17 protein-coding genes and 1 other RNA gene are annotated in these 21,998 nt (G+C 29.4%); 6 read left to right on the top strand and 12 right to left on the bottom strand.

Annotation, left to right across the window (positions count from 1 at the left end; translation table 11 throughout):
* Positions 1-5 precede the first annotated feature (5 nt).
* From H0I29_RS02150 to H0I29_RS02120, 7 genes are read right to left on the bottom strand one after another with little or no spacing between them, the layout of a single operon-like run.
* Positions 6-1,622, bottom strand: a complete 1,617-nt coding sequence (locus tag H0I29_RS02150; protein ID WP_218754254.1) for an amidohydrolase — start codon at positions 1,620-1,622, stop codon at positions 6-8.
* A 17-nt stretch (positions 1,623-1,639) separates the two neighbouring features.
* Positions 1,640-2,002, bottom strand: a complete 363-nt coding sequence (locus H0I29_RS02145; RefSeq protein ID WP_218731195.1) for a MauE/DoxX family redox-associated membrane protein — start codon at positions 2,000-2,002, stop codon at positions 1,640-1,642.
* A gap of 4 nt (positions 2,003-2,006) precedes the next feature.
* Positions 2,007-3,440 (bottom strand): M20/M25/M40 family metallo-hydrolase, encoded by a 1,434-nt coding sequence (locus tag H0I29_RS02140; protein WP_218754253.1) that lies wholly within the window; start codon positions 3,438-3,440, stop codon positions 2,007-2,009.
* Positions 3,441-3,489: 49 nt separating this feature from the next.
* Positions 3,490-4,302, bottom strand: coding sequence for a hypothetical protein (locus tag H0I29_RS02135; RefSeq protein ID WP_218754252.1), 813 nt, complete (start codon positions 4,300-4,302; stop codon positions 3,490-3,492).
* Positions 4,292-5,008 carry a hypothetical protein gene (locus H0I29_RS02130; RefSeq protein WP_218754251.1) on the bottom strand — a complete coding sequence of 239 codons (717 nt, stop codon included), beginning with the start codon at positions 5,006-5,008 and terminating at the stop codon, positions 4,292-4,294. Before H0I29_RS02130 ends, H0I29_RS02135 begins: the two co-directional genes overlap by 11 nt.
* A gap of 39 nt (positions 5,009-5,047) precedes the next feature.
* The gene (locus tag H0I29_RS02125; RefSeq protein ID WP_218754250.1) at positions 5,048-6,811 is read right to left on the bottom strand and encodes a hypothetical protein; all 1,764 of its coding nucleotides are present in this window, start codon (positions 6,809-6,811) and stop codon (positions 5,048-5,050) included.
* Positions 6,811-9,870, bottom strand: a complete 3,060-nt coding sequence (locus H0I29_RS02120; protein WP_218754249.1) for a tetratricopeptide repeat protein — start codon at positions 9,868-9,870, stop codon at positions 6,811-6,813. Before H0I29_RS02120 ends, H0I29_RS02125 begins: the two co-directional genes overlap by 1 nt.
* Before the next feature lie 164 nt (positions 9,871-10,034).
* On the opposite strand from H0I29_RS02120, the gene H0I29_RS02115 reads away from it, so the two are divergent.
* The 3 genes from H0I29_RS02115 to H0I29_RS02105 are packed head-to-tail and all read left to right on the top strand — an operon-like array spanning position 10,035 to position 12,404.
* Entirely contained in the window at positions 10,035-10,721 is a 687-nt protein-coding gene (locus tag H0I29_RS02115; RefSeq protein WP_218754248.1) for a cell division ATP-binding protein FtsE, read from the top strand.
* Between the two features lie 47 nt (positions 10,722-10,768).
* A complete protein-coding gene (locus H0I29_RS02110; RefSeq protein WP_254712681.1) occupies positions 10,769-11,599 on the top strand; it encodes a glycosyltransferase family 2 protein in 831 nt (276 codons plus the stop codon).
* Positions 11,592-12,404, top strand: coding sequence for a 2OG-Fe(II) oxygenase (locus H0I29_RS02105; protein ID WP_218754246.1), 813 nt, complete (start codon positions 11,592-11,594; stop codon positions 12,402-12,404). Before H0I29_RS02110 ends, H0I29_RS02105 begins: the two co-directional genes overlap by 8 nt.
* Here the strand turns inward: H0I29_RS02105 and H0I29_RS02100 are convergent, their stop codons facing one another.
* Positions 12,405-13,490 (bottom strand): glycosyltransferase, encoded by a 1,086-nt coding sequence (locus H0I29_RS02100; protein WP_218754245.1) that lies wholly within the window; start codon positions 13,488-13,490, stop codon positions 12,405-12,407.
* A gap of 513 nt (positions 13,491-14,003) precedes the next feature.
* On the opposite strand from H0I29_RS02100, the gene H0I29_RS02095 reads away from it, so the two are divergent.
* Entirely contained in the window at positions 14,004-16,760 is a 2,757-nt protein-coding gene (locus H0I29_RS02095; RefSeq protein WP_218754244.1) for an outer membrane beta-barrel protein, read from the top strand.
* 151 nt (positions 16,761-16,911) lie between these two features.
* Here H0I29_RS02095 and H0I29_RS02090 read toward each other — a convergent pair whose 3' ends face one another.
* Positions 16,912-17,703: a hypothetical protein gene (locus H0I29_RS02090; RefSeq protein ID WP_218754243.1), complete on the bottom strand. Its 792-nt coding sequence runs from the start codon at positions 17,701-17,703 to the stop codon at positions 16,912-16,914.
* Between the two features lie 89 nt (positions 17,704-17,792).
* Positions 17,793-18,186, bottom strand: a transfer-messenger RNA (tmRNA) gene (gene ssrA / locus H0I29_RS02085).
* A gap of 220 nt (positions 18,187-18,406) precedes the next feature.
* Between ssrA and H0I29_RS02080 the strand changes: the two genes are divergently transcribed.
* Positions 18,407-19,612, top strand: coding sequence for an NAD(P)-dependent oxidoreductase (locus tag H0I29_RS02080; protein WP_218754242.1), 1,206 nt, complete (start codon positions 18,407-18,409; stop codon positions 19,610-19,612).
* Positions 19,613-19,693: 81 nt separating this feature from the next.
* Entirely contained in the window at positions 19,694-19,915 is a 222-nt protein-coding gene (locus tag H0I29_RS02075; protein ID WP_218731182.1) for a DUF3820 family protein, read from the top strand.
* On the opposite strand, the gene H0I29_RS02070 is transcribed toward H0I29_RS02075, so the two are convergent.
* Positions 19,899-20,276: a DUF2809 domain-containing protein gene (locus tag H0I29_RS02070; protein ID WP_218754241.1), complete on the bottom strand. Its 378-nt coding sequence runs from the start codon at positions 20,274-20,276 to the stop codon at positions 19,899-19,901. The genes H0I29_RS02075 and H0I29_RS02070 overlap by 17 nt on opposite strands.
* A 248-nt stretch (positions 20,277-20,524) precedes the next feature.
* Complete coding sequence (gene creD / locus H0I29_RS02065; RefSeq protein ID WP_218754240.1) at positions 20,525-21,913, bottom strand: cell envelope integrity protein CreD; 1,389 nt, start codon at positions 21,911-21,913, stop codon at positions 20,525-20,527.
* Positions 21,914-21,998 lie beyond the last annotated feature (85 nt).

Below are 21,998 nucleotides of genomic sequence, written 5' to 3'. Positions count from 1 at the left end.
TGTTTTTAATAAACTTTTTCACCATTTAAGAAAGTAGAAACGGCCTTTGTATTCGGTATATTATTGCCTTTAACTTTCATAATATCTTGATTTATAATTACAAAATCTGCAAATTTACCAACTTCAATAGAGCCTTTTTCGTCTTCTTCAAAATTAGAATAAGCTGCCCAAATGGTCATTCCTTTTAAAGTTTCTTCTCTGGTTAAGGCATTTTCCATCTGAAAACCATTTTCAGGATAATTGTTGAGGTCTTTTCTGATAGTAGCAGCGTAAAACGTTAAAAATGGATTTACTTGCTCTACTGGAAAATCGGTACCCAAAGCAATTTTTCCATATGTATTTAATAAGTCTTTAAAAGCATAAGCACCTTTTATTCGCTCTTTTCCGATTCTATCTTTTGCCCAATACATATCTGAAGTTGCATGCGTTGGTTGTACAGAAGGTAATATATTATCAAAGTTTTTAAAATCATCAGGAGCAATAATTTGTGCATGTTCTATTCTCCAACGTCTGTCTTTTTCATCTTTTAAAACTTCTTTATAGGTTTTTAAAAGCCAAGTATTTGCAGAATCTCCAATAGCGTGCGTATTCATTTGAAAATTGGATGCAGCAATTTGTCTTGCAATTTCTTGATATCTCTCTGGGCTATAAATTAAAGCACCAAAATGGTTTTCTCTATCAGAATATTGTATGCGCATTGCAGCTCCTCTAGAACCTAAAGCGCCGTCTCCATACACTTTAAAAGAACGAACGTTTAATCTGTCAGTTTTTACAATGCCGTTGTTAATATAATAGTCTATTTCTTGTTGATTATCGCCAGAAACCATTGCATAAATACGCATTTTTAAATTTCCAACTTGTTGTAAACTATCAATTAGTTCAATTGTTTTTTTGTTGATTCCTGCCTCATCCACTGTGGTTAATCCATAAGAAAAAGAAATTTTTTGAGCATCTAATAACCCTTGAATTGCTTCTTGATTTGTCGTTTCTGGAAACTTAATAAAATCCATGGCAGCATCAATTAAGACTCCAGTTAATTCGCCATCTTTCAAAATAATTTCTCCACCAGAAACTTTGGTGTCTTTTGTTATCTCAGAGAAGTTTAATGCAGCTTGATTTACTAGCAAGGCATGTCCATCAACCCTACCAACGGCAACAGGAGTTGTTGGAAATAATTGATCTAATTTTTTTTTAGTAGGAAACTCTTTTACTTCCCAATCGTTTTGATCCCATCCACGACCCGTAATAAAAGTGACGTTTTTTTCTTTTTGAAAATCGACAATCTTCTCTAAAACTTCATCGTAACTTTTAGTGCCTTCTAGAGATACTTTTTGTTGCTGTAATCCCATTCTGAAAAAATGACAATGAGCATCTATTAAACCAGGTACAATTGTTTGATTTTTTGCATCAACTATATTTTTGGATTGATATTTTTCTTGAATTTCTTTCGAAGTTCCTACAGCAATAAACTTTCCACCCTTTATAGCAAAAGCTTCTGCTTTGTCAAAATTATTATTAACAGTATAAGCATTTGAATTGATAACAATTAAATCTGCTTGCTGTTTGTTATTACAAGAAAACAGTGCAATTGATATGGTAAAAAAGAAAAGAAGTTGTTTCATTTTGGTTTATTCTAGGTTTATGAATTTAGATAAATAAGGTATGATAAATACATCAATAAAAATTGTAACGGAATTCTAATAATAGCTATTTTTTTAGATCCAATAGCAGGTCTTTCTTTAGTAACGTCCCAAATATGAATGGGAAGAAAAAGAACCATCAGCATAAAAATACCTATTGCAGCATATTTTACGGTTGATGGAAAAAATAAGCCTAAGCCTAAACAGAATTCAATAATCCCTGCAATATAATTTACCAATCGTTTCGGTAAAAAATCGGGGATAAAGTGTTTAAAAATATCCGGTTTTATAACGTGCATAATTCCTGCGAAGCAGAATAAAATACCGAAAAATATTTTTAAAATTAGAATGAAAATGTCCATGGAATTACGGTTTTACCGGAGTATTGTTATATAAATATTTATCCATTAGATAAATAATGCTTGCCATTGAGGCACTACCTAATTCTAACTCGCGTTTGTTTACTTTGTCAAAAGTATCTGTACTTGTATGGTGATAATCAAAATAACGTTGAGAATCGGGTCTGTAACCAACCAAGGTTACATTTTCTGCTTTAAGCGGACTAATATCTGCACCAGAACCGCCTTTGTCTAAATCGTGTAAACCATAAGGTGATAATAGTTTTTTCCAGCTTTGTAATAATTTTGTGTTAACAGTATTAGCATCAATAGAAAAACCTCTAGGTGTATGTCCGCCACCATCAGATTCTAAGGCTCCAATATGGTTTTCTTTGTTTAGTTTTGCTAATTCAGCATATTTTTTAGCACCTTTTGTTCCGTTTTCTTCATTCATAAAAAAGACAACTCGTAAGGTGTTTTTAGGCTTAATGTTATTTTTTTTAAATAAGTAAGCAACTTCTAAAGATTGTACAATTCCTGTACCATCATCATGTGCGCCTTCTGCTAAATCCCAAGAATCTAAATGCCCACCAACAACAAAAACATTTTCTGGAGTTTCAGAACCTTTAATTTCTCCAACAACATTAAAAGAAGGAGCGTCTGGTAAAGTTTCACAATTTTGTTTAAAGTAGAATTTTAAATTAGGATTTGCTTTTAAATCATCACTTAAAATATTTGCAGCTCTAGAGCTTATTGCAGCAGTAGGTATGTGTTTTTCTTTAGGTAAATCTCCATAACTCATGGTTCCTGTATGCGGATAGTCATCAACAGAATTGGTCATAGAACGCACAATTACACCTTTTGCACCAAAGTTTCCACAAACAGCAGCTCCTTTAACACGTTGGTCTACACAACCTCCATATGCTTCAAAGGTTTTTATTAAAGTATTATCAAACGGACGATTAAAAAAAATGATTTTACCTTTCATTTTATCGCCTAAAGCTGTTGCTTCTTCTAAACTTTTTACTTCTATAACTTCTGCTAAAACACCTTCTTTAGAAGTTGCAATAGAAAAGCCTAAAGCACAAATAGGTACATTTTTTTGAACGCCGTTTATTGCATAATTAGCAACTTCCTTTTCGCCACGAACCCAATGAGGCACCATAACAGGTTGTAGCCAAACAGAATCTAAACCAACTTCTTTCATTAATTTTTCTCCCCAAATAACGGCCTTTTCAGCTTCTGGAGAACCGGACAAACGACCACCAATATTCTGAGTTAAATCTCGTAACCATTCATAAGATTTACCTTCTGTTAAAGCAGTGTTGAATAGTGTTTTTATTTTAGTGGAATCAATTTTTTCTTCTGCAGAAAATTGGGTATTGTCTATTGGTTTTTCTTGTTTTTGATTACAAGAAATTAGTAAGATTGATGATAAAAATAGTAGTAGTGATTTTTTCATGTTGGGTAGTTTATTTGATTCTATAAAGCTACAAAAATGAAATGACTATTTATTTAATTTGAAAATGAATATGATCATCATGTCTAATGGCACCACAACCATGAAATCTAATTTTAGAATTACGGAGGTTTAACCTGTTTTTAAGATGAGGTTCTATAAAAATTTTACTAATCGCATCTTCTTTTAATATTTGTATAATAAGGTTTTTGGTTGCTTTTTCTGATATTTTTAAATCTGAGTGGAAGCTGCCAAACGTAAAATACTTAGTAAAGTCATATTGCCAAAACCCTTTTTTCTTACAAATATTGGTTTGATTATTTTCATTATTTTTTGGAGCTACAAAGATTCCGTAGCCACTATTAGACGGTTTCGCATTTGTATTTATACCTTTCTCGGTTTGATATATAAATGATATGTCAATCTTTTTACCATCATTATGACTTAAATGTGGGAGCAGTGGAAAGCCATTAAAAAAAGGGAAATTTGCATCTAAATAAATAACTTTTAGAGAAGGCGATTCTTTTTTTATTTTTAAAGAAATATTTGTCAATACTTTTTGCATTTTAGGCGTTACATAATTTCTATTAAAGAGTTTAGTTAGAAAATTATGTGCTTCTAAGTTTTTGTTGTTTTCAATTTTAATGCGTCCAAATAATGGTGCAACTTTTGGAACAATTAAAAAGGATGCTGTTAAATATAAAGTGATGAAAAAGAATGTTCTTTTCAATTTATATTTTGATACTTTATTAGAAATCAGTAAAAATGGAATTATATATAAAAAGCCTCCAATTTGAGTTGCTACAGTTAGAAATATGAAAATTAATAAATGTAGAATTCCTTTAAAAAAATAGTTACTTCTCATTTAGAATTTTATGAGCCTCAGAAAGTATGCTTCTATGTTTTTTTGCATTTGCGTTGGTCATTGCGTTTATTTCTGTAATAACTTCAGTTAAAATCTCTTTAGCTGCCTCTTTTTTGTTATTCCTAATTAAGAATTTAGAGAGTTCAAGTCTTTCATCGTAATGAGAGTAACGGATATCAATTTTTCTCAATTGAATTTCTGCCAATTCTAGTTCTCCTTTTTGTTCTAAAGCTAAACCGTAAAAAAAGAGCGTTTCTTTAAAGTTTTTTTGAAGGTCTATTTTGGGAGCATATGCAATAACCTTGTCGTATTCTTGAATATTATAATAACAAATAATAAGTTTGTTTATGGTGTGAGGGTCGTCTTTAAAGTTGCTTTCTAGCGCATTTTCATAGTGTTCAATTGCGTTGTGGTACTCTTTGTTTTGTGCATACGCATCGGCTAAATTAATCTTGTTTTGAAATGTGTTAGAAAATTTTAAAGCTGTTTCTAACTCCTTAATCTTTTTTGTAGGATTAATTATAGTCGTTATTTCTTCTGTAATATGAGTAACGTCTCCTTTGCTGATTACCTGTGTTAAAAGATAAATAATGCAACCAATTACCGGAATAAAGAATATGATAAAATACCAATACATATTGTTTCTATTCTTATAGGCGTGGTATGCACAATAAATTTGAAGTCCAATAACTAAGTAATATAACATAAAATTAATTTGGTAAAAAAGTTGCTTTTAAACAGGTTTTTAAAAATCGAACTTATAGGTTAAACCACCAAGTATTTGAGCTCCTTGTATATCAAAATTTGCAAAACGTTGGTATTTTGTATTAAATACATTGTTTAACTTTAGAAAAGCCGAAAACTTATCGTTAAAATGATACCCTCCGTTTAGGTTTACATCGGTAAATGAAGCTACGTTTTCTGAACCAGTTGAGGCAGTTGGATATTGACTGCTATAAAGTGCATCTTTCCTTTCGCTAACATAAAAAATATTGGCACCTGCAAACCATTTATTTGTTTTGTATTTCGCAGAAATATTTCCTTCTACAGAAGGTAGGTTCCAAGCCTCTACTTCATTTTCTAATGTGTAACTATTGTATATTCCTTGCATACCGAATGATAAGTTTTTAGAATATTCATACTCTAATTCTGTAAAGAAGGTGTTGGTTTTTACATCATCATAACGAACATCAAAAGAGTTGCCGTATTCATAACCTTTTAAATCCATGCTATTATAAGTAGTATTGGTTCCGTCGGACTTAGAATTGTTTCTTATAAACATTGGTTTGTCTTCTTCAGATTTAAAACTTGCTTTTACGTTAAAACTTAAATCATCTATAATTAGACCTTTAAATCCTAAAAAGAGGTTCGATTTTTCTAAAGTTTGTGTTATAAAAAGTGTTGGAGATACATAAGGATTTTCTTCTGTAAAGTTTTTGTAAGTATTGGTATGTAAATCACCCGTAATACCTGCATACACATTTAAATATTCTTCTATAATTGGTCCTTCAACAAAAATATCTGGCAGTATAAAAAAGTTATTAGCGCTGTTTTCTGAATCAAAAGAAGCAATTAATTTAAGACCCGGTTTTATAGAAAAACCTTGATATTCCATTTTATATTGAGGGTTTATGTTGATGGTAGAGGTACCATATTTTAGAGGGTTAGAATTGCTGTAATCGTTTTTAAATTCTCCCTTTAAAAATTCGATACTTGTTGCTATAGAGATATCATTTAAATTAGGTAGTAAATAATCTAAAGGCAAATTTAATTTTGCTTGAAATTTTGCTAAGATTTCGCTACTTTCATGGCTATCTGTATAGTTTGCAAAGTTTACTTTTCCAGATTGAATATAAGAATCTTCAAAATTTAATTCCCCAATTAAGTCAAAATAATTAAATACTTGCTCTTCATTTATTGCAGCTACAGTTGGTTCTGTAAAAGTAATATCTGGTAAACCGTACCAATTATAAAGATTTCTTTCAGAATTTAAAGTTACTTTCCAGTCGAAATAACGTTCCTGTTGTTTGTAAAATGCCCCAATATTAAAGTTAGAAAAATTACTGTTAAGTACCGAGTTTTTAACATTATCTAGAGATGCTAAATACTTAGCATTAAAACCAAACTCGTTTTCATAATTAGTACTATGGGTTAGATACGTTTCTAAATATGGAGTTGTATAATTTCCGATACCTGCGGCTAAATAGTTCTTGTAGACCCTTTCTTTAACGCCAACATCAATGCCTTTTACAACACCACTTTTAGGAATAAAAGTAGAGGCAACTGGAGCAGAAAAAATAGTATATTCTAGTTTTTTCTTTTCGCTGTTTTTAAGCAATTCTATTTTAGGGTTTTTATTAATTTTTTTGGCATCAGAAATTTTAGGATTGTATTTTGTTACAATATTTACAACTTCTGTTTTTACGGTGTCTTTAGCCTGATCCTTTTTTTGAGCGTTTAAACTTAAAAATGAAAAATAGACTAGAAATAATGTGAAACCTTTTTTCATTATTTTTTATTGTTTTTAATTGTGTTGTCCTCTTTAATAGGAGTTACAGAGTTATTCGTTTTGGCTTCGTTTTCTTTTATTTTTTTTAGCTCTTTTTTAGCTTCTTCTACAATGTCTTCAAATTGTGTAAAGTTTTTAATGATGTTTTCTAGCACAAAAGTAGCCTGATACACATCTTGCAAACCATAATAATTTTTACCCATTATAATATAACTTTTTACAGCCCAATATTTGTAAGAAGAGTAATTTGCTATTAAATTCTGAACCGTTTTATTAGAGTCTAAGTATTCTTCTTTTTGATTTTTAAAGAAAGCATTATAAAACAATGTTTCTGCTTTTAATTCTCCTGTAGCTTTACGTTCTACTTCTGTATAATATTCTTCTGCAGTGTAAAAATCTTCGGTTTTAAAAGAAGCACGTGCAATAATTATTTTAGCATCATTTTCCAATTGGATATTTAACTTCTCTTTTGCAAGAATTTTTTTAGCGTATGTAATAGCTTGGTCGTAAGCTTCTGTTTCATAATAACCTTTCATTAGATTACTCTGTGCAAATAATACATTCTCGGTAGAATAAGCTTCCAATTCTAATCGATCTAATATTTGTATGGCATTTTCAAATTCATCTCTTTCAAGAAATATTTGCGCTAATTTGGCTAGAGAGTCTTCACTATATTCATTTTGTCCTTCTTCTAGAACATTTTGATAATAGGCAATAGCCTTGTTAAATTCTTTTTCCTTAAAAAGGATGTCTGCCAAATAATAATTAGCTTTTAGCTTGTGAATTCCTTCAGGAAAAGAAATGGTGTATTTAGAAAGTGCTCTAATAATTTCACTACCATCTTTTGCTTCAAAGTATTTTTTCTCTGCCACAGCAAAGGTCGTATTGTCTAAATCTGAATCTGTAACATTGATGAATTTTAAACCAGATATCCAATCTACATACTCGTTTAAATTGCCATTGTCAATATAAATATTTCTAGCATTTGCAACTGCCTCAAAAGCATCTGGAGAATTTGGGAATTGATTGGTAGTTTGTTTAAACTTTTCTAAAGCTTTTTTACTATCATTTTCACTGTAATACAATAGACCCTGACGGACTAATGCCTTTGGGAGAAAAATACTATTTGGATGTTTTTCTATTAATCTGTTGTAGGCATTATGCGCATTGTTATTCTCTTTTATTACGGTGTATGTATTTGCTAGTTGAAATAAAGCATCATCTTTTAAGTTAGAAATCTGGTATTTATTTACCACATTGGTAAGCGCTGTAATTTTAGCTTGATTGTCTTCTATAAAGCCATAACTCATTCCAATTTGATACTGCGCATAATCTGCTTCTGCACCATAGGTATTAACAACCGTAGTGTAAGCATTAATGGCGCTTCTGTAATTTCTAATAGCAAAGTAACTATCACCTAAACGAATGTATGCATCGTCTTTAATGTCTTTTTCTAGAGAACCATCTTTTAAGAAGTTCTCGAAAGATACGGCTGCATCTGCATAATTTTTTAGTGTAAAATTACTGTAGCCTATATTGTAATCAATTAGTTTAAAATCTTCATCTTTTGATTTTAAATCCTTTTTTAAAGCAGTAAATTTAGAAAGTGCTTCTTTCGGGTTATCTAATTGATACAAAGTTTCTGCTTCCCAATATTTAGATTTTTCTCTAATAGATACTTCTGTTGCTTTTTTACCTGCAACAAACAAAGGCAATGCTTCTTGTAATTTTTGATCATTAAATAATTGAATACCTCTGTATAGAGAAACTTCAGAAATTAATGAATTATTTTTTTCAGTTTTCTTTTCGTTTAAAAAGACCAAAGCACCTTTAAAATCCTGTTGGTGTAAGAAAGAAGAAACTACTAAATCGTTAATTTCTTCATAAGCTGTAGATTTTGGATATTCTTTTAAATACTCTTGTAAAACTTCAGCAACACTTTTAAAAGGGTTTCCTGCTTCATAACTCAATTTCGCATAATTTAAAGCAGCATCTTCTTTAATTTTTCTGTCAAAATCCATTTCAGAAGCAGTTTTAAACGCATTTAAAGCCTCTGTCTTTTTCTCTAAATTAAGGTAACATTCACCTAAGTGATAATATGCATTTTGAGAAATAAAGTTTTTCTCATCTATAATTTTATTAAAATTACTAATCGCGTTTTCAAAATCGTTTTGTTTGTAATATGCATATCCTAATTGATAGAAATCGGTGTTGTTCCATTTTCCTTTTTTACCGGTATAAGCTTTTAAATACGGAATTGCTTCACTGTATTTTTCTAAATTAAAATAGCTCTCTCCAATTATTTTAGAAATTTCAGACCTGTCTTTTCGAGGAAAGGTGTTAATTAATTCTTTACCAACTTTAATACAGCGTTCAAACTTACCTGCTTGAAAACTAATGTCTAACAGGTAATAAGAAATTTCTACACGGTAGGTTTCGTTGTCTGCAATTTCTTTAAAGGTAGATTCTGCAATGCCATAATCTTCTAATTTATATGCAATGTAACCATAATAATACCTTGCATCATTTCCGTACTTAGCATCATTAATTAAAGGAAGAAATTTTTCTTTGGCTAAAGGTAAATTATTGCTAATTACATAAGAATACCCCATTTTAAAATCGAGTTCTTTTTTATCTTCTTTAGAAAGATAAGCAGCATCTACTTTTTGGTACCATTTAAGTGCATAAGCCGCTTTTTTATTCGCAAAGTAATAATTTGCAACTGTAAAAACTGCGGTGTTTTTTTTACTACTATTAGGGTTTTCTTCAATAAAAGTAAGCACTTTTTTATCTGCGTCTGACTGTTTTAAACGTACAGCACACATGGCATCATAATAAGCAGCATCTGCTTTTAAATTAGATCCAAGAGTAGCCGTCTCGTTTATTGCTGTAAAACTTTTTTGTGCAGCAGCATAGGCTTTATTATTAAACAATTTTATAGCATTGTTATATTTTGTGAAATTATTAGTTTCTACAATTGTTTGCTGACTATAACCTGCAAAAACAATTAATAATAAGAAACATGTAATAAAACGTTTTTTTATAAAAATAAACTTCATATAATTATTTTTGATACCTAGAATGAATAACGAACTTATTTTAATTTTGTTTGATGTTAGAAGAAAAAAATATGAAAAAATATTTTAATTCAAAAATAAGAATTGTTTATAATTCATGGTATAAAATCGTTCAAAAATTTTAAGTTTGTAAAAACAAGTTTTTTATGGAAAAACCAGTCTTATTTTTAGAGAACGCAGAGATTTATCAAAGAGAAAATTTGGTATTGTCTAACGTAAATTTATCAATACAAAAAGGAGAGTTTTATTATTTAATTGGTAAAACAGGAAGTGGAAAAAGTAGTTTAATGAAAACCCTATACGGGGATTTAAAATTACAAAAAGGAGCGGGGAGTATTGTAGACTTCGATTTAAAAAAAATAAAAGAAAAAGAGATTCCTTTTTTAAGACGAAAAATAGGAATTGTTTTTCAAGACTTTAAATTATTAAGCGATAGAACTATTTTTGGGAATTTAGAGTTTGTTTTAAAAGCTACTGGTTGGAAAGATAAAGTTAAGATTAAAGAAAAAATTGACGAGGTTTTAGATAAAGTAGGGATGAAATCTCAAGCTTACAAAAAAACGTACGAGCTTTCTGGAGGAGAACAACAAAGAATTGCTATTGCAAGAGCGTTGTTAAATGATCCAGAATTAATTTTAGCAGATGAGCCAACAGGTAATTTAGATCCAAAAACTTCTTTAGGAGTGATGGAGCTTTTAAATGAAATTCATAAAAGTGGAAAAACCATTTTAATGGCAACGCACGATTATCAGTTAATTGTAAAGTTTAAGCAAAAAACATTAAAGTGTGAGGGGGGAGAATTATTTGAAGTAGCCCAAAAAGCAACTACTTAATGCTATCTGTTCTTATACCGACATATAATTACAATACTTTTTTTTTGGTGAAAGAGATACATCAACAATTAATTTTAGAAGACATACAATTTGAAATTATTTGTTTGGATGATGGCTCTAAGTCACCTTTAAATGAAAAAAATAAGGACATAAATAAACTTTCTTTCTCTAGTTTTAAAAGTCTAGAAAATAACATTGGTAGAAGTGCAATTAGAAACTTATTAGCAAAAAAAGCAATATATAATTGGTTGTTGTTTTTAGATGCTGATGTTATTCCTGTAAATTCTAATTTTATAAAAAACTATATACATTGTTTTAAAAAAGATAAAACTGTTTTTTGTGGAGGATTATTATACCAAAATAAAAAAGAGAATTTTAGATTATTACGTTATAAATATGGGAAAAGGCACGAAGAAATTTCTGTAGATAAACGTATTGAACATCCAGATAAATATTTTTTCACTTCAAATTTTTTAGTTAAGAAAGAGGTCTTTAATAGTGTGAAATTTGAAGAAAAATTAATGCAATATGGGCGAGAAGATTTGTTGTTTTCTTTAGAGTTGATAAAGAAAAGATATAAAATTGAACATATAAATAATGAGGTGTATCATTTAGGTTTAGATAAAAATGATTTGTTTGTTGCTAAAACTAAAGAAGCAATGGAAAACCTTATTTTTATTGATAAACAAAGTTTAATTGATACAAAAGAAATGCCTTTGTTAGCGTTGGTAAGAAAAATATCAATCTTAAGAATGACAAGAATAGTTGGTGTGTTTCATCTTTTCTTCGAAAAATTAGCTATCAAAAAATCTTCAGTTTTTTTCTTAAATTGTATGAAAGTAAGCTATATGTGTCATTTAAAATTAAAACATGAATAGATCTGAAATCGCCGGTTTAATTTGCTCTAAATTAATTACAAATAAAGAAGCTTTAAAAATTCAGTTTTTAGAATCTAAAGATACGATTGGTTATTTTTTTATAGATGACTTGTTGCCTAAAGAACTGGCTACAGAGATTTATAATAAATTTCCTACAACAAAGGAAGCTGTTCGGAAAAAGAATTTAAGAGAGTTTAAATTTACAGCCTACCAAATGGATAACTATAATACTCTTTTAGAAGAAGTTATTTATGCATTTCAAGACAAAAGAGTGGTCGATTTGGTTTCCGAAATTTGTGAATTAGAAGAAGTTTATAGTGATGAAAACTTGTATGCTGGTGGATTATCTTTAATGGAAAAAGATAATTTTTTAAATCCGCATTTAGATAATTCTCATGATAAGGATAGAAATAGATGGCGGGTTTTAAATCTTTTGTATTATGTAAGTCCTAATTGGACTGCCGATAATGGAGGTAATTTAGAGATTTGGCCAGAAGGATTACAAAAAACAGCAACTACCGTAGTAAGTAAATTTAACAGGTTGGTTGTTATGACAACGCATCAAAACTCATGGCATTCTGTAAGTAAAGTAGAAAAGGATGCTGTTAGATGCTGTGTATCTAATTACTATTTTTCTAACACACCTATTTTAGTTTCAGATACTTTTCATGTAACAACATTTAGAGGAAGATCTTCAGAAAAAGTAAAAGATATTTTCTTAAGAATAGATAATACTCTGCGATCTAGTGTACGCAAATTATTTAAAAAAGGCATTAGAGAAAACCCACATCAATACAAAAAATAGCTATTTTAAATTATTGAAGATTGACAATAGTTTTTCTTCTTGCTTCTCCCAAACCAATTCTTTTTTTGCTTTCTTTAATTCTGTAGAAAAACTTTTTTCTAGTAACCTTTTTATTTGTGTAGCAAGTTCTTTTGGATTTCTACTTTTAACGATTTCACCTACTTTATAATTTAGTACAATTTGTTTCATTTCTGGTAAATTAGAAACTAAAATAGGGACTTCGGCTTGTATGTAATCGAATATTTTGTTTGGTAAAGCATATCTGTAATTTAAGCCTAAATCTTCTTCTACACTTATCCCTAAATCTGCTAAAGGTGTTAGTTTGTGTAGTTCTATCGGAGAAATTTTACCTAAAAAATAAATGTAGTTGTTTAACTTTTTTTCGTGTACGCATTGTTTTAGGTCGTCAATAATATCACCATCACCAATAATTACTAAAAGTGTATTCTTTAAATAAGGCATGGTATCAATCATTAATTCTAGGCCTCTTCCTAAATTTACTGCACCTTGATATAGAATAATTTTTTTGTCTTTAGTATTAAAAGGAAACATACCTAACTGAATTTCTTTTTCTCTAGGTAAGTTCATAATTGTTTTAAAGTCCGTTTGGTGTTCTTTATGATAAAACGCTGCAATACTTTTACAAACTGTGTAGCTGTTTTTTAGTTTTGGAAGTATCCAAGCTTCTAAATTAGACCAACATTTTTTAACCAAAGGTTTGTGTACCAATTCAGGAATTTCTGGAAATAACTCATGACTGTCATAAACTATTTTTTTCCCTTGTAACCAACTCACTAAAAAATTAGGTAATAATGTATCTAAATCATTAGAAAGTAAGATGTCTTTTTTAGAAAAAAATAAGATAAAAAATAAACGAAAATTATATTCTGCATAAAACAAAAAACCCTTGTTAAAAAATAATCGGATTCTTTTTGTGGAATAATTTCTATTTAAAGGTTGGCTATTCTTTAGTTTCCGACCTATTAAAACAATTTCAAAACCATTTTTATGTAACGTACAGCAAACTTTATCAACACGTTGGTCTGTTGATAAGTCATTTGTGACAGAAACAATTATTTTTTTCAATTTTTTTACAGTATCAAGCAAAAATATGGTTTTAATTATCAAAATCATAAAAATGCACATCGTTATATGAATTCCTTTTTTATCAATTTTATTTTTAGAAAATTAACTGTAGTTTTGTTTAACTAATGTGTAGATTATCAGTAAGCTAACTATTACTAATCCCTTCCCCCCCAAATGCCTAAATGTCCATCATGTAACTCTAGTTTTAGAAAAAGACTCGCTAGGAGTTTCGTTTTAAGATTAATTCCCAATTCAAAGTTTTATAGTTGTCATAATTGTAAAACTAGATTTTTAAAAGTTCCTTATTTTTATAAAGCCATCGTGTTAAAAAGGTTTAAATGAAAAGAAAATTTTTACAGTATCCTTTAAAAGTTAGAAGATGCTTTGATTTATAATGTTAAAACTGCTGATCTCTATTAATATGGTAATTTAAGTTAGGATATTTTTTGTTGCTTTTCATTTAAACCTTATACCTTTTTCTGTGTCAAAGATTTAAATCTAAAGCTGCATACATTGAAAACAACACTACTATTATTTTTGCTACTTATTTCTTCTACATTATTCTCACAAAAATTCACGTTAGAAGGTGTGCTTAAAGATCAAGATTCTATTTTTTTAAATGGAGCAACAGTGTATGTGCAGAGTGCAAAAGATAGTGTTCCGATTGCTTATGGTATTACAAATAAAAATGGTGAATATTCTTTGCGAGTAAATGCTGGAGAGGATTCTAAAGTGATTTTTAACATAGCGTCCTTGGGGTATGAACCATATATAAAAGTTGTTAATGTTCCAGATAACGGGACATTAAATATGGGGTATTTAGTTTTAAATAATGAAATAGAAGAGTTAGATGTTATTACAATTATTGCGAGAGCTCCTCCTGTTTTAATAAAAAAAGATACTGTAGAATATAATGCAGATAGTTTTAAAACCTTACCAAATGACAAAGCCGAAGATTTATTAAAAAAATTACCAGGAGTAGATATCGATATAGATGGTGTTATTACGGTAAACGGAATAGAAGTAACGGCTATAAATGTTGATGGAATGCGATTTTTTGGTGAGCAAAAAGGAGATATCGCGTTAAAAAACCTGCCAAGTAACGTTATAAGTAAAGTACAGGTTACAGATTATAAAACGGATAATCAAAAATTTACAGGAGAAGAATCTGATTCAGGTACAAAGGAAATCAATTTTAAAATTAAAAAAGGGAAAAACAGAGCTACTTTTGGAGATGTTAAACTCGGTTATGGTACAGATGAAAAATATCAGGCAAATGCCAATGTTTTTAAATTAATTGATGGCAAACAATTAGGAATTATTGGTGGTACTAATAATATAAATTTATCTAAAGGGTTTAATTCTTTACCAGATACAGATACTAGTAATGGAGATATTAAGTCTGATTTTGTAGGAGCAAATTATACAAAAGGGAAATGGAATGAAACAAGTGTAAATGGTAATTATAGGTATAGTGCACAGAATAGAGATTTTGATAACATAAGTCATAAAGAAACTTTTTTACCCGATTTAAATTATATTACTGACTCTAAAAGTAATAGCTTTTCAGATTCAGACAGTCATACAGCCGGAGTAGATTTAAAATTTATTCTAAAACCAAAAAGTACTTCTTCCAATAAGAAAGTCCGTTTATCTAATAAAACAGATTTTAAAAGTTCTAGTCAAGAATCTGGTGGAACAGTTAAAAGTGAATCTTATTATGATAATGGCGATTTAGTAAGTGATTATACTTCTAATAGCGAGTCTAGCTCTTCTAGCAATGAATTTAAAAATGAATTTTCAGTAACACCTGTTTTAAATAATAAAGCAGATTATTTAAATGTAAGCTTAGGTACAGATTTTAACAAATCAGATTCCGATAGTCAAAAATATTCTAAAAACGTTTTAGTTAATAGGGGGCAAACGGTTATTCAAGATCAAATTAATACAACAGATAGTAATAGTAGTGATATCAATTTTAATGCCTTTTGGAGTAAGGAATTATTTACAAATTTTAGGTTGATGCCAAGATATAGCGCTACAGTTAATACAAAAAACAGCGAAAAATATATCTATGATTTCGATGAAACATCAGAAGAATATAGTGATTTTAATGAGTTGCTAAGTTCAGAGAGTAAGTATGTTACCACAACATTAAGACCTGCATTAAAATTAAGATATCAATATAAAGAATTTCGTTTTGATATAGAAGGCGCATATACAAATACCTATAGAGATTATAAAGATGAGTTGGTAGCGGAGCGAGATTTTAAGGCAGAATTTGATTATCTAACCTATTCGGGAAGAATACGCTATAGAGATGAAAATGGATATAAAAATATCTCTTTAGAGTATGATCAGAATGTAGATTTACCATCCGTAGGACAATTACAACCGGTAGAAGATGTTAGTAATATTACGCATGTAATTGTTGGTAATCCGCTTTTAAAACCAGGAATAAGTCATAATGCACGTTTTCAATATCAAAATAATTTAGCGTATAATAATATCAACATTTCTGGAAATGTGAGAGCACAATTTGTTCAAGATAAAATTATAAACTCTACCATTACAGATGCAGATTTAAACAGGTACACTACGTATAGTAATATAGACGGAGATTATTCATATACCGGAAATGTTGCGGTTTCTAAATCTTACTTTAACAGAAAAACAAATATTAATTTAAATGCCCGTTTTAATGCGAGTTATAAGAACAGTTTATCTTTACAGAATGCTGTAGAGTTTACTGCAAAAACTACTGTCTTAAAACCTTCATTTTCTGTTAGTTATTCTTATGATAGCAAAATTGATATAACTACAGCTTACAGTTATTCTAAAAATAAAAATGTTTATACTACAGATGCATTTAATGATAATAATTATTTTGTTCAGAATGTTGATGTCAATTCTAATGTGTTCTTTTTTAAAAATGCTTTTTTATCTAATAGAGTTTCATATCGCTACAATAGTAGAGTGGGAGATGAGTTTGATGGTGATGCCGTTTTTTGGAATGCAGGTTTAGGAGTCGAGCTTTGGGATAATCAAGCAACACTTTCTTTGGTGGCTTATGATATTCTTGGTAAGAATAATGGGTATAGAAGAACTGTAACAGAAACCTATATTCAAGATATAGAAAATAAAATTTTAGAGCAATATTTTATGCTCAACTTCGTGTATAAGTTTGGTAGTTTTGCTGGTCAGAAAATGAATGTTAAGGGAAAAAAAAGAGGTGGTGGAGGATCTAGAAGAGGTTCTGGAAGGAATTAATGAAATGCTTTAAACAGAACTTTGTTAAAAAAGTAAAAGGCTAATTTTGATGTTTTGTAAAAGATGTTGACTAATAGTTGGCTAAAAATAAACCTCAAAAAATAAAATTAATTTTTTGAGGTTTATGGTAAAGTATTATTTCCTATATTTTTTATCTTTTAAAGATACCAGATTTTACAACTCCACTATATTTTTTTGTATCAGTTTTACTTGTTTTCTTATTAGAAATAGGTTCTAAAATAAATATTTCTCCATCTTCAGTAATTGTTAGAGAGGTAGAAGTTAAATTACTAACTTCTACAATACCATCACTACTTAGGCCTTTATTCCAAGAATATTCAAGAAATGTTTGTGTGCTGTCTGTCCAATTCCATTCAGCTAAACCACCTTCTTCTAAAGGGTTATTATTGGTAACAAAATATGTACCAGCTTTAGAAAATAAAACAGTAAGCTCTTCATCTGTTCCAAGTACATTTTGTCCGTCAATACTTATTAATTGCCAAGTTCTACATAGTAACTCAGTATTTGTAGAGTTTGTTATTTCTTCTTCTCTATCGGCTTCAATAAAAGTTTCCGTATTTGTATTGTTGTTTAATTTTAGTGTAAAATATATAGCGTTTTCATCCATATTATCTATGGTTAGTGTTCCAAAATCTGAAAGCTCTAAAGTATTATCATCAATAAAAATATAGGTTCCAAAAAAGATGGTTTTAGTTTCAGTAGTAGCGGTGTTTGTTTTTGCGTCAGCAGCATTTTTTGTTATAATATAATTACCGCTATCATTAAATTCGAATGATTTATATTCGGTAGAATTACTAACCTTCCATTTCGCATTAATAGTTGTGTTTACTGGTGTTTCCATAATGTTATTTTCATTACTACTACATCCGGCTATACATGTTATGGCAAAAATTACACATAAGATTTTACTTAACTTCTTCATTTTTTAATTATTTTATTATTCTACAAAATTCAATGTTATTATCAACGGAAATAAAAAACCCTCACAAACACTGGGTTTATAAGGGTGTTTTGTGGAGACGCCGAGAATCGAACTCGGGTCCAAACGAGCAGCCAAAAAGCTTTCTACATACTTAGTTCTTTCTTAGTTTTCGACTAAAAGCTGATTAAGAACAATCTGCTTTTAGCTTAACTTCTTTAGTTTCAAAAACCCGTCAAAGTACCAGGTTTTCTATATTTACTTTTACGATGCCCAAAAGTGAATCGCCGTAAATCAAGGCTATTCGTGGACATAAAGCTTGCACACCTAGTGTGCCGAGGCCAATCCTACTGTGATTCGGATTAAGCAGCTAAAGCGTAGTTATCTTCGCCGTTTAAAAAGTTGAAATTAGGTTTAACGAGTGTTATTTCATAACTCGGTATGCTTACAAATCCACTGTCCTCGCTGTCAAAACCAGTCGTCCCCGTTTTAATAGTTTGGGCGTTACCACGAAAAAAAATCGTGGTCAGGCTTTCCGTTATATCTTTTTAATGAAAAATTAAAAAGGATGTCACTTCAATCCTTAACGCGGTCTGCAAAAGTATAAAAAATACAGTTGCTTATCACCATAAATTCTAATATCTTCGAGCAAATATTATACCAATCCTACAGAACTTGTTTCAAGGTCTCTAAAAACACTAAAATTATGAAGTTTGGCATTATCAAAGAACGTAAAAACCCACCAGATAGAAGAGTTGTTTTTTCACCAGGAAAGCTACAAGAATTCAAGAAAAGCTATCCGGAAGCAGTTATTAAAGTAGAGTCTTCAGATATTAGAGTGTTTTCTAACGAAGCTTATAAAGCTGCAGGATTAGAGGTAACTGAAAATGTGTCAGACTGTGATGTTTTATTTGGTGTCAAAGAAGTGCCAATTGAGGCTTTAATCAGCAATAAAAAATATTTTTTCTTTAGCCACACGATTAAAAAGCAACCTTATAATAGAAAATTGTTATTAGCTATTCTAGAAAAAAATATAGAATTATACGATCACGAAACTATTGTAGGTGAAAACGGAATGCGTTTAATTGGTTTTGGTCGTTATGCAGGTATTGTTGGTGCTTATAATGGTTTTAGAGCAATTGGTTTAACAAACGAAACATTCAATTTGCCAAAAGCAGAAACGTTAGATAGCCAACAAGAATTAATTTCTGAATTAAAGAAAATAAAATTACCAAACATCAAAATTCTTTTAACCGGAAACGGAAAGGTTGCTTACGGAGCAAAAGAAATGTTAGATGCAATGTCTATTAAAGAAGTTTCTGTAGATGAATATTTAAATAATTCGTTTAACGAGCCTGTTTATTGTTTGGCAGATGTGTTAGATTATAACAAGCGTAAAGACGGGCAAGTTATTGATAATTTCGATTTTTATGATTATCCAGAAAAATATGAGTCAGATTTTATGCGTTTTGCAAAAGTATCAGACTTCTTTATTGCTGGTCATTTTTATGGAAATGGTGCACCTTATTTATTTACAAGAGAAGATGCAAAAGTCCAAGATTTTAATATAAAATTTGTGGCAGATATTTCTTGCGATGTAGATGGTCCAGTGGCATCTACAATAAAAGCATCAACAATTGCAGATCCTATTTATGGGTATAATCCACAAACAGCATCAGAAGTTAATTTTAAAGACAAAAATGCTATTGTTGTTATGGCGGTGGACAATTTACCTTGTGAATTGCCAAAAGATGCGAGCGAAGGTTTTGGAGAAATGTTTTTAGAAAACGTAATTCCTGCTTTTTTTAATAATGATAAAGATGGCGTTTTAGAACGTGCAAAAATGACAGAAAACGGAAAATTAACTCCACGTTTTTCTTATTTACAAGATTATATAGACGGAAAAGAGTAAGTCCGTATTCAGTGATTAGTTGCAGTTTTTAAGGATAATAATACGTTTTAAGTAAAAAGTAAAAAAAATCAATACAAAATATTGGAACAAGACAGACAATTTCTAATAGATTTAGCAAACATGAAAATGCCGTTTGGTAAATACAAAGGCAAATATCTTATAGATTTACCAGAACATTATATTGTTTGGTATAAAAACAAAGGTTTCCCTAACGGAAAATTAGGGAAACAAATGGAGTTGGTGTATGAACTGCAATTAAATGGATTAGAAGATATTATTAGAAAGATTAGAAGGCAATTTTAAGCTTTTTTAAATATTTCTCTACTAAAATTATTGATATGATTCCTAGTGAATAAGCAACTAGATCTCCAAAACTAAAAGAGGTACCTAATATTATTTTTAATGTTTTAGAATAAGCTGCTGGAAAGTTATTTTGTAAATCAGATAATTGAAGAAATTCAATACTAAAAGCGATAATAAAGGTTATTAATATTGCTTTTTCTATAGATATTCTAAGGATACTTTTTATCAAAGTATAGACCAACATAACAGCTAAATAATCACCTATTGTAAATCTAATAAAACCTGTAGCAAATCTTTCGATAAGTACTTCTATTATCAAAAGTAAAATAAAAGGGATAAAATAGTTTAAGTATATTTTCATGGTTTGTAGTTAAATATTATTTGCATTATAGCACATATAATTAATAAGGTTGTTAGAATGGTAAATACCGTTTTCTTCTCACCTTTTTTTATATTAAAAGTTGATATTATCAATTTTGAAGTTAAGTAGCTTATAAAAGATATTGATGTTAAGAATAAGAGTGCTAATAATGTAAATAAGATCATTTGTTTTTATTAAAAAGCAAAACCTCGAGTAGGCTAGAGGCTTTGCTTAATTAAAGCTGATTACTAATTATTTTCCCAATCTATTTTTCTTGAAGCAAACATAACTGCTGCTAGAATTACAAATAGACCAATACTTCCCACTAATAAAGCATAATTTTCTAACTGAATAATTACAAAAATAAAGGTGTATAATGCTGTTAAGGATACTCCAATAAAAACTGGAAACTTGATGTTTTTTAAGATCGATTTAGAATATAAAGTGATTAAAGTAACAACGGAAGCTCCTGCAATTAAATATGCTTTTAAGTAACTACTATGTTCAGAAATAGATATTAATAAGGTGTAAAACATGGTTAATGCAATACCAATCATTAAATATTGAAACGGATGGATGTTTATTTTACTCATAGATTGTATTAAAAAGAAAATTAAGAACGTAAGTCCAATTACTAAAAATCCATATTTAGCAGATCGCTCATTTTTTTGATATTCATCAACAGGGATTAAAAAATTAACTCCAAAAGCATAGTTATTTAAATTAGGAATTCCGTTAAAATATTGCTGAGAAAAAGGTCGGTTGATATCTAAAATTTTCCATTTTGCATTAAAACCTTCTTCTGTAATTTTATCTGAATTATGAGGTAAATATTCTCCAATAAAATTAGCCGTTTTCCAGTCAGAATTAATATTAACATCAGTTTCTTGGCCTACTGGTATAAAACGAATCTGTTTACTACCTTTCATTTTTTTGGTTATCGCAAACGAAGTTTCCTTTCCGTTTGGTACATCTAAAAGTTGTAAGTTATTGCTTTCTAATTCGTTTAAATCTACATAATCTGTGTTGTACGCTATATTAGAATCTGTGTTTTTAAAGTTCTTAGAAGTTAATTGATACTTGTTTTTATGAAACTGAATTTCAAACAAACTAGCAGCTCCTTTTAAATTTGAAGATTGTATAATTACTCTTGTTTTATCCCAAAGAATATCTTCGTCGTTAATTTCTATTTCAGAAAAATCGGGTTTAGAGAAACTTCCATTAATAGCTATGCTACTTTTATAAACGGCGGTTTTATAGATTCCTCTCGTTTTTTCTTCTGGATTTATGGTTGAATTTATGACCAACTTTTTAGGGAAAAAGTAAGCATATTTTATTTTGGTAATTGTTTCTTTTTGTACCTCTTTAGTAATTGGATTTGTTATCGTTTTTTCTGAATATGTTTTATAAGGTACTTTTAAAATAGGACCATAAATTAGAACTTCTTCTCCCCATTTTTGATTGATTTCACTAACAACTTCTTGTTGACGTATCATTCTTTCGTAGATTAAATTTTTAATATAAGAGAGCGGAATCATTAAAACCACAATTAAAACGCCTACCATTAGCATTCTTGCAGTAATTGATGTTTTTACCCATCTACCAAATTTTCCTTGTTGTTGATTATTTGTTTCCATAGTTATTAATTTATTTATATTTTTTTAAATTGATTCGTTTTATTTAAAGTACTTTGTAATTCAAAGTAAGTGTGTAAAAAAATAG

The sequence above is a fragment of the Polaribacter sp. R2A056_3_33 genome (assembly GCF_019278485.1).
Taxonomy (GTDB): Bacteria; Bacteroidota; Bacteroidia; order Flavobacteriales; family Flavobacteriaceae; genus Polaribacter.
This window is presented reverse-complemented; position numbering and strand designations above follow the sequence as displayed.

Bases quoted from the DNA above. Each gene is read 5' to 3' on its own strand.
- H0I29_RS02150 (WP_218754254.1), bottom strand. From the start codon at position 1,622: ATGAAACAACTTCTTTTCTTTTTTACCATATCAATTGCACTGTTTTCT.
- H0I29_RS02145 (WP_218731195.1), bottom strand. From the start codon at position 2,002: ATGGACATTTTCATTCTAATTTTAAAAATATTTTTCGGTATTTTATTC.
- H0I29_RS02140 (WP_218754253.1), bottom strand. From the start codon at position 3,440: ATGAAAAAATCACTACTACTATTTTTATCATCAATCTTACTAATTTCT.
- H0I29_RS02135 (WP_218754252.1), bottom strand. From the start codon at position 4,302: ATGAGAAGTAACTATTTTTTTAAAGGAATTCTACATTTATTAATTTTC.
- H0I29_RS02130 (WP_218754251.1), bottom strand. From the start codon at position 5,008: ATGTTATATTACTTAGTTATTGGACTTCAAATTTATTGTGCATACCAC.
- H0I29_RS02125 (WP_218754250.1), bottom strand. From the start codon at position 6,811: ATGAAAAAAGGTTTCACATTATTTCTAGTCTATTTTTCATTTTTAAGT.
- H0I29_RS02120 (WP_218754249.1), bottom strand. From the start codon at position 9,870: ATGAAGTTTATTTTTATAAAAAAACGTTTTATTACATGTTTCTTATTA.
- H0I29_RS02115 (WP_218754248.1), top strand. From the start codon at position 10,035: ATGGAAAAACCAGTCTTATTTTTAGAGAACGCAGAGATTTATCAAAGA.
- H0I29_RS02105 (WP_218754246.1), top strand. From the start codon at position 11,592: ATGAATAGATCTGAAATCGCCGGTTTAATTTGCTCTAAATTAATTACA.
- H0I29_RS02090 (WP_218754243.1), bottom strand. From the start codon at position 17,703: ATGAAGAAGTTAAGTAAAATCTTATGTGTAATTTTTGCCATAACATGT.
- H0I29_RS02080 (WP_218754242.1), top strand. From the start codon at position 18,407: ATGAAGTTTGGCATTATCAAAGAACGTAAAAACCCACCAGATAGAAGA.
- H0I29_RS02070 (WP_218754241.1), bottom strand. From the start codon at position 20,276: ATGAAAATATACTTAAACTATTTTATCCCTTTTATTTTACTTTTGATA.
- creD (WP_218754240.1), bottom strand. From the start codon at position 21,913: ATGGAAACAAATAATCAACAACAAGGAAAATTTGGTAGATGGGTAAAA.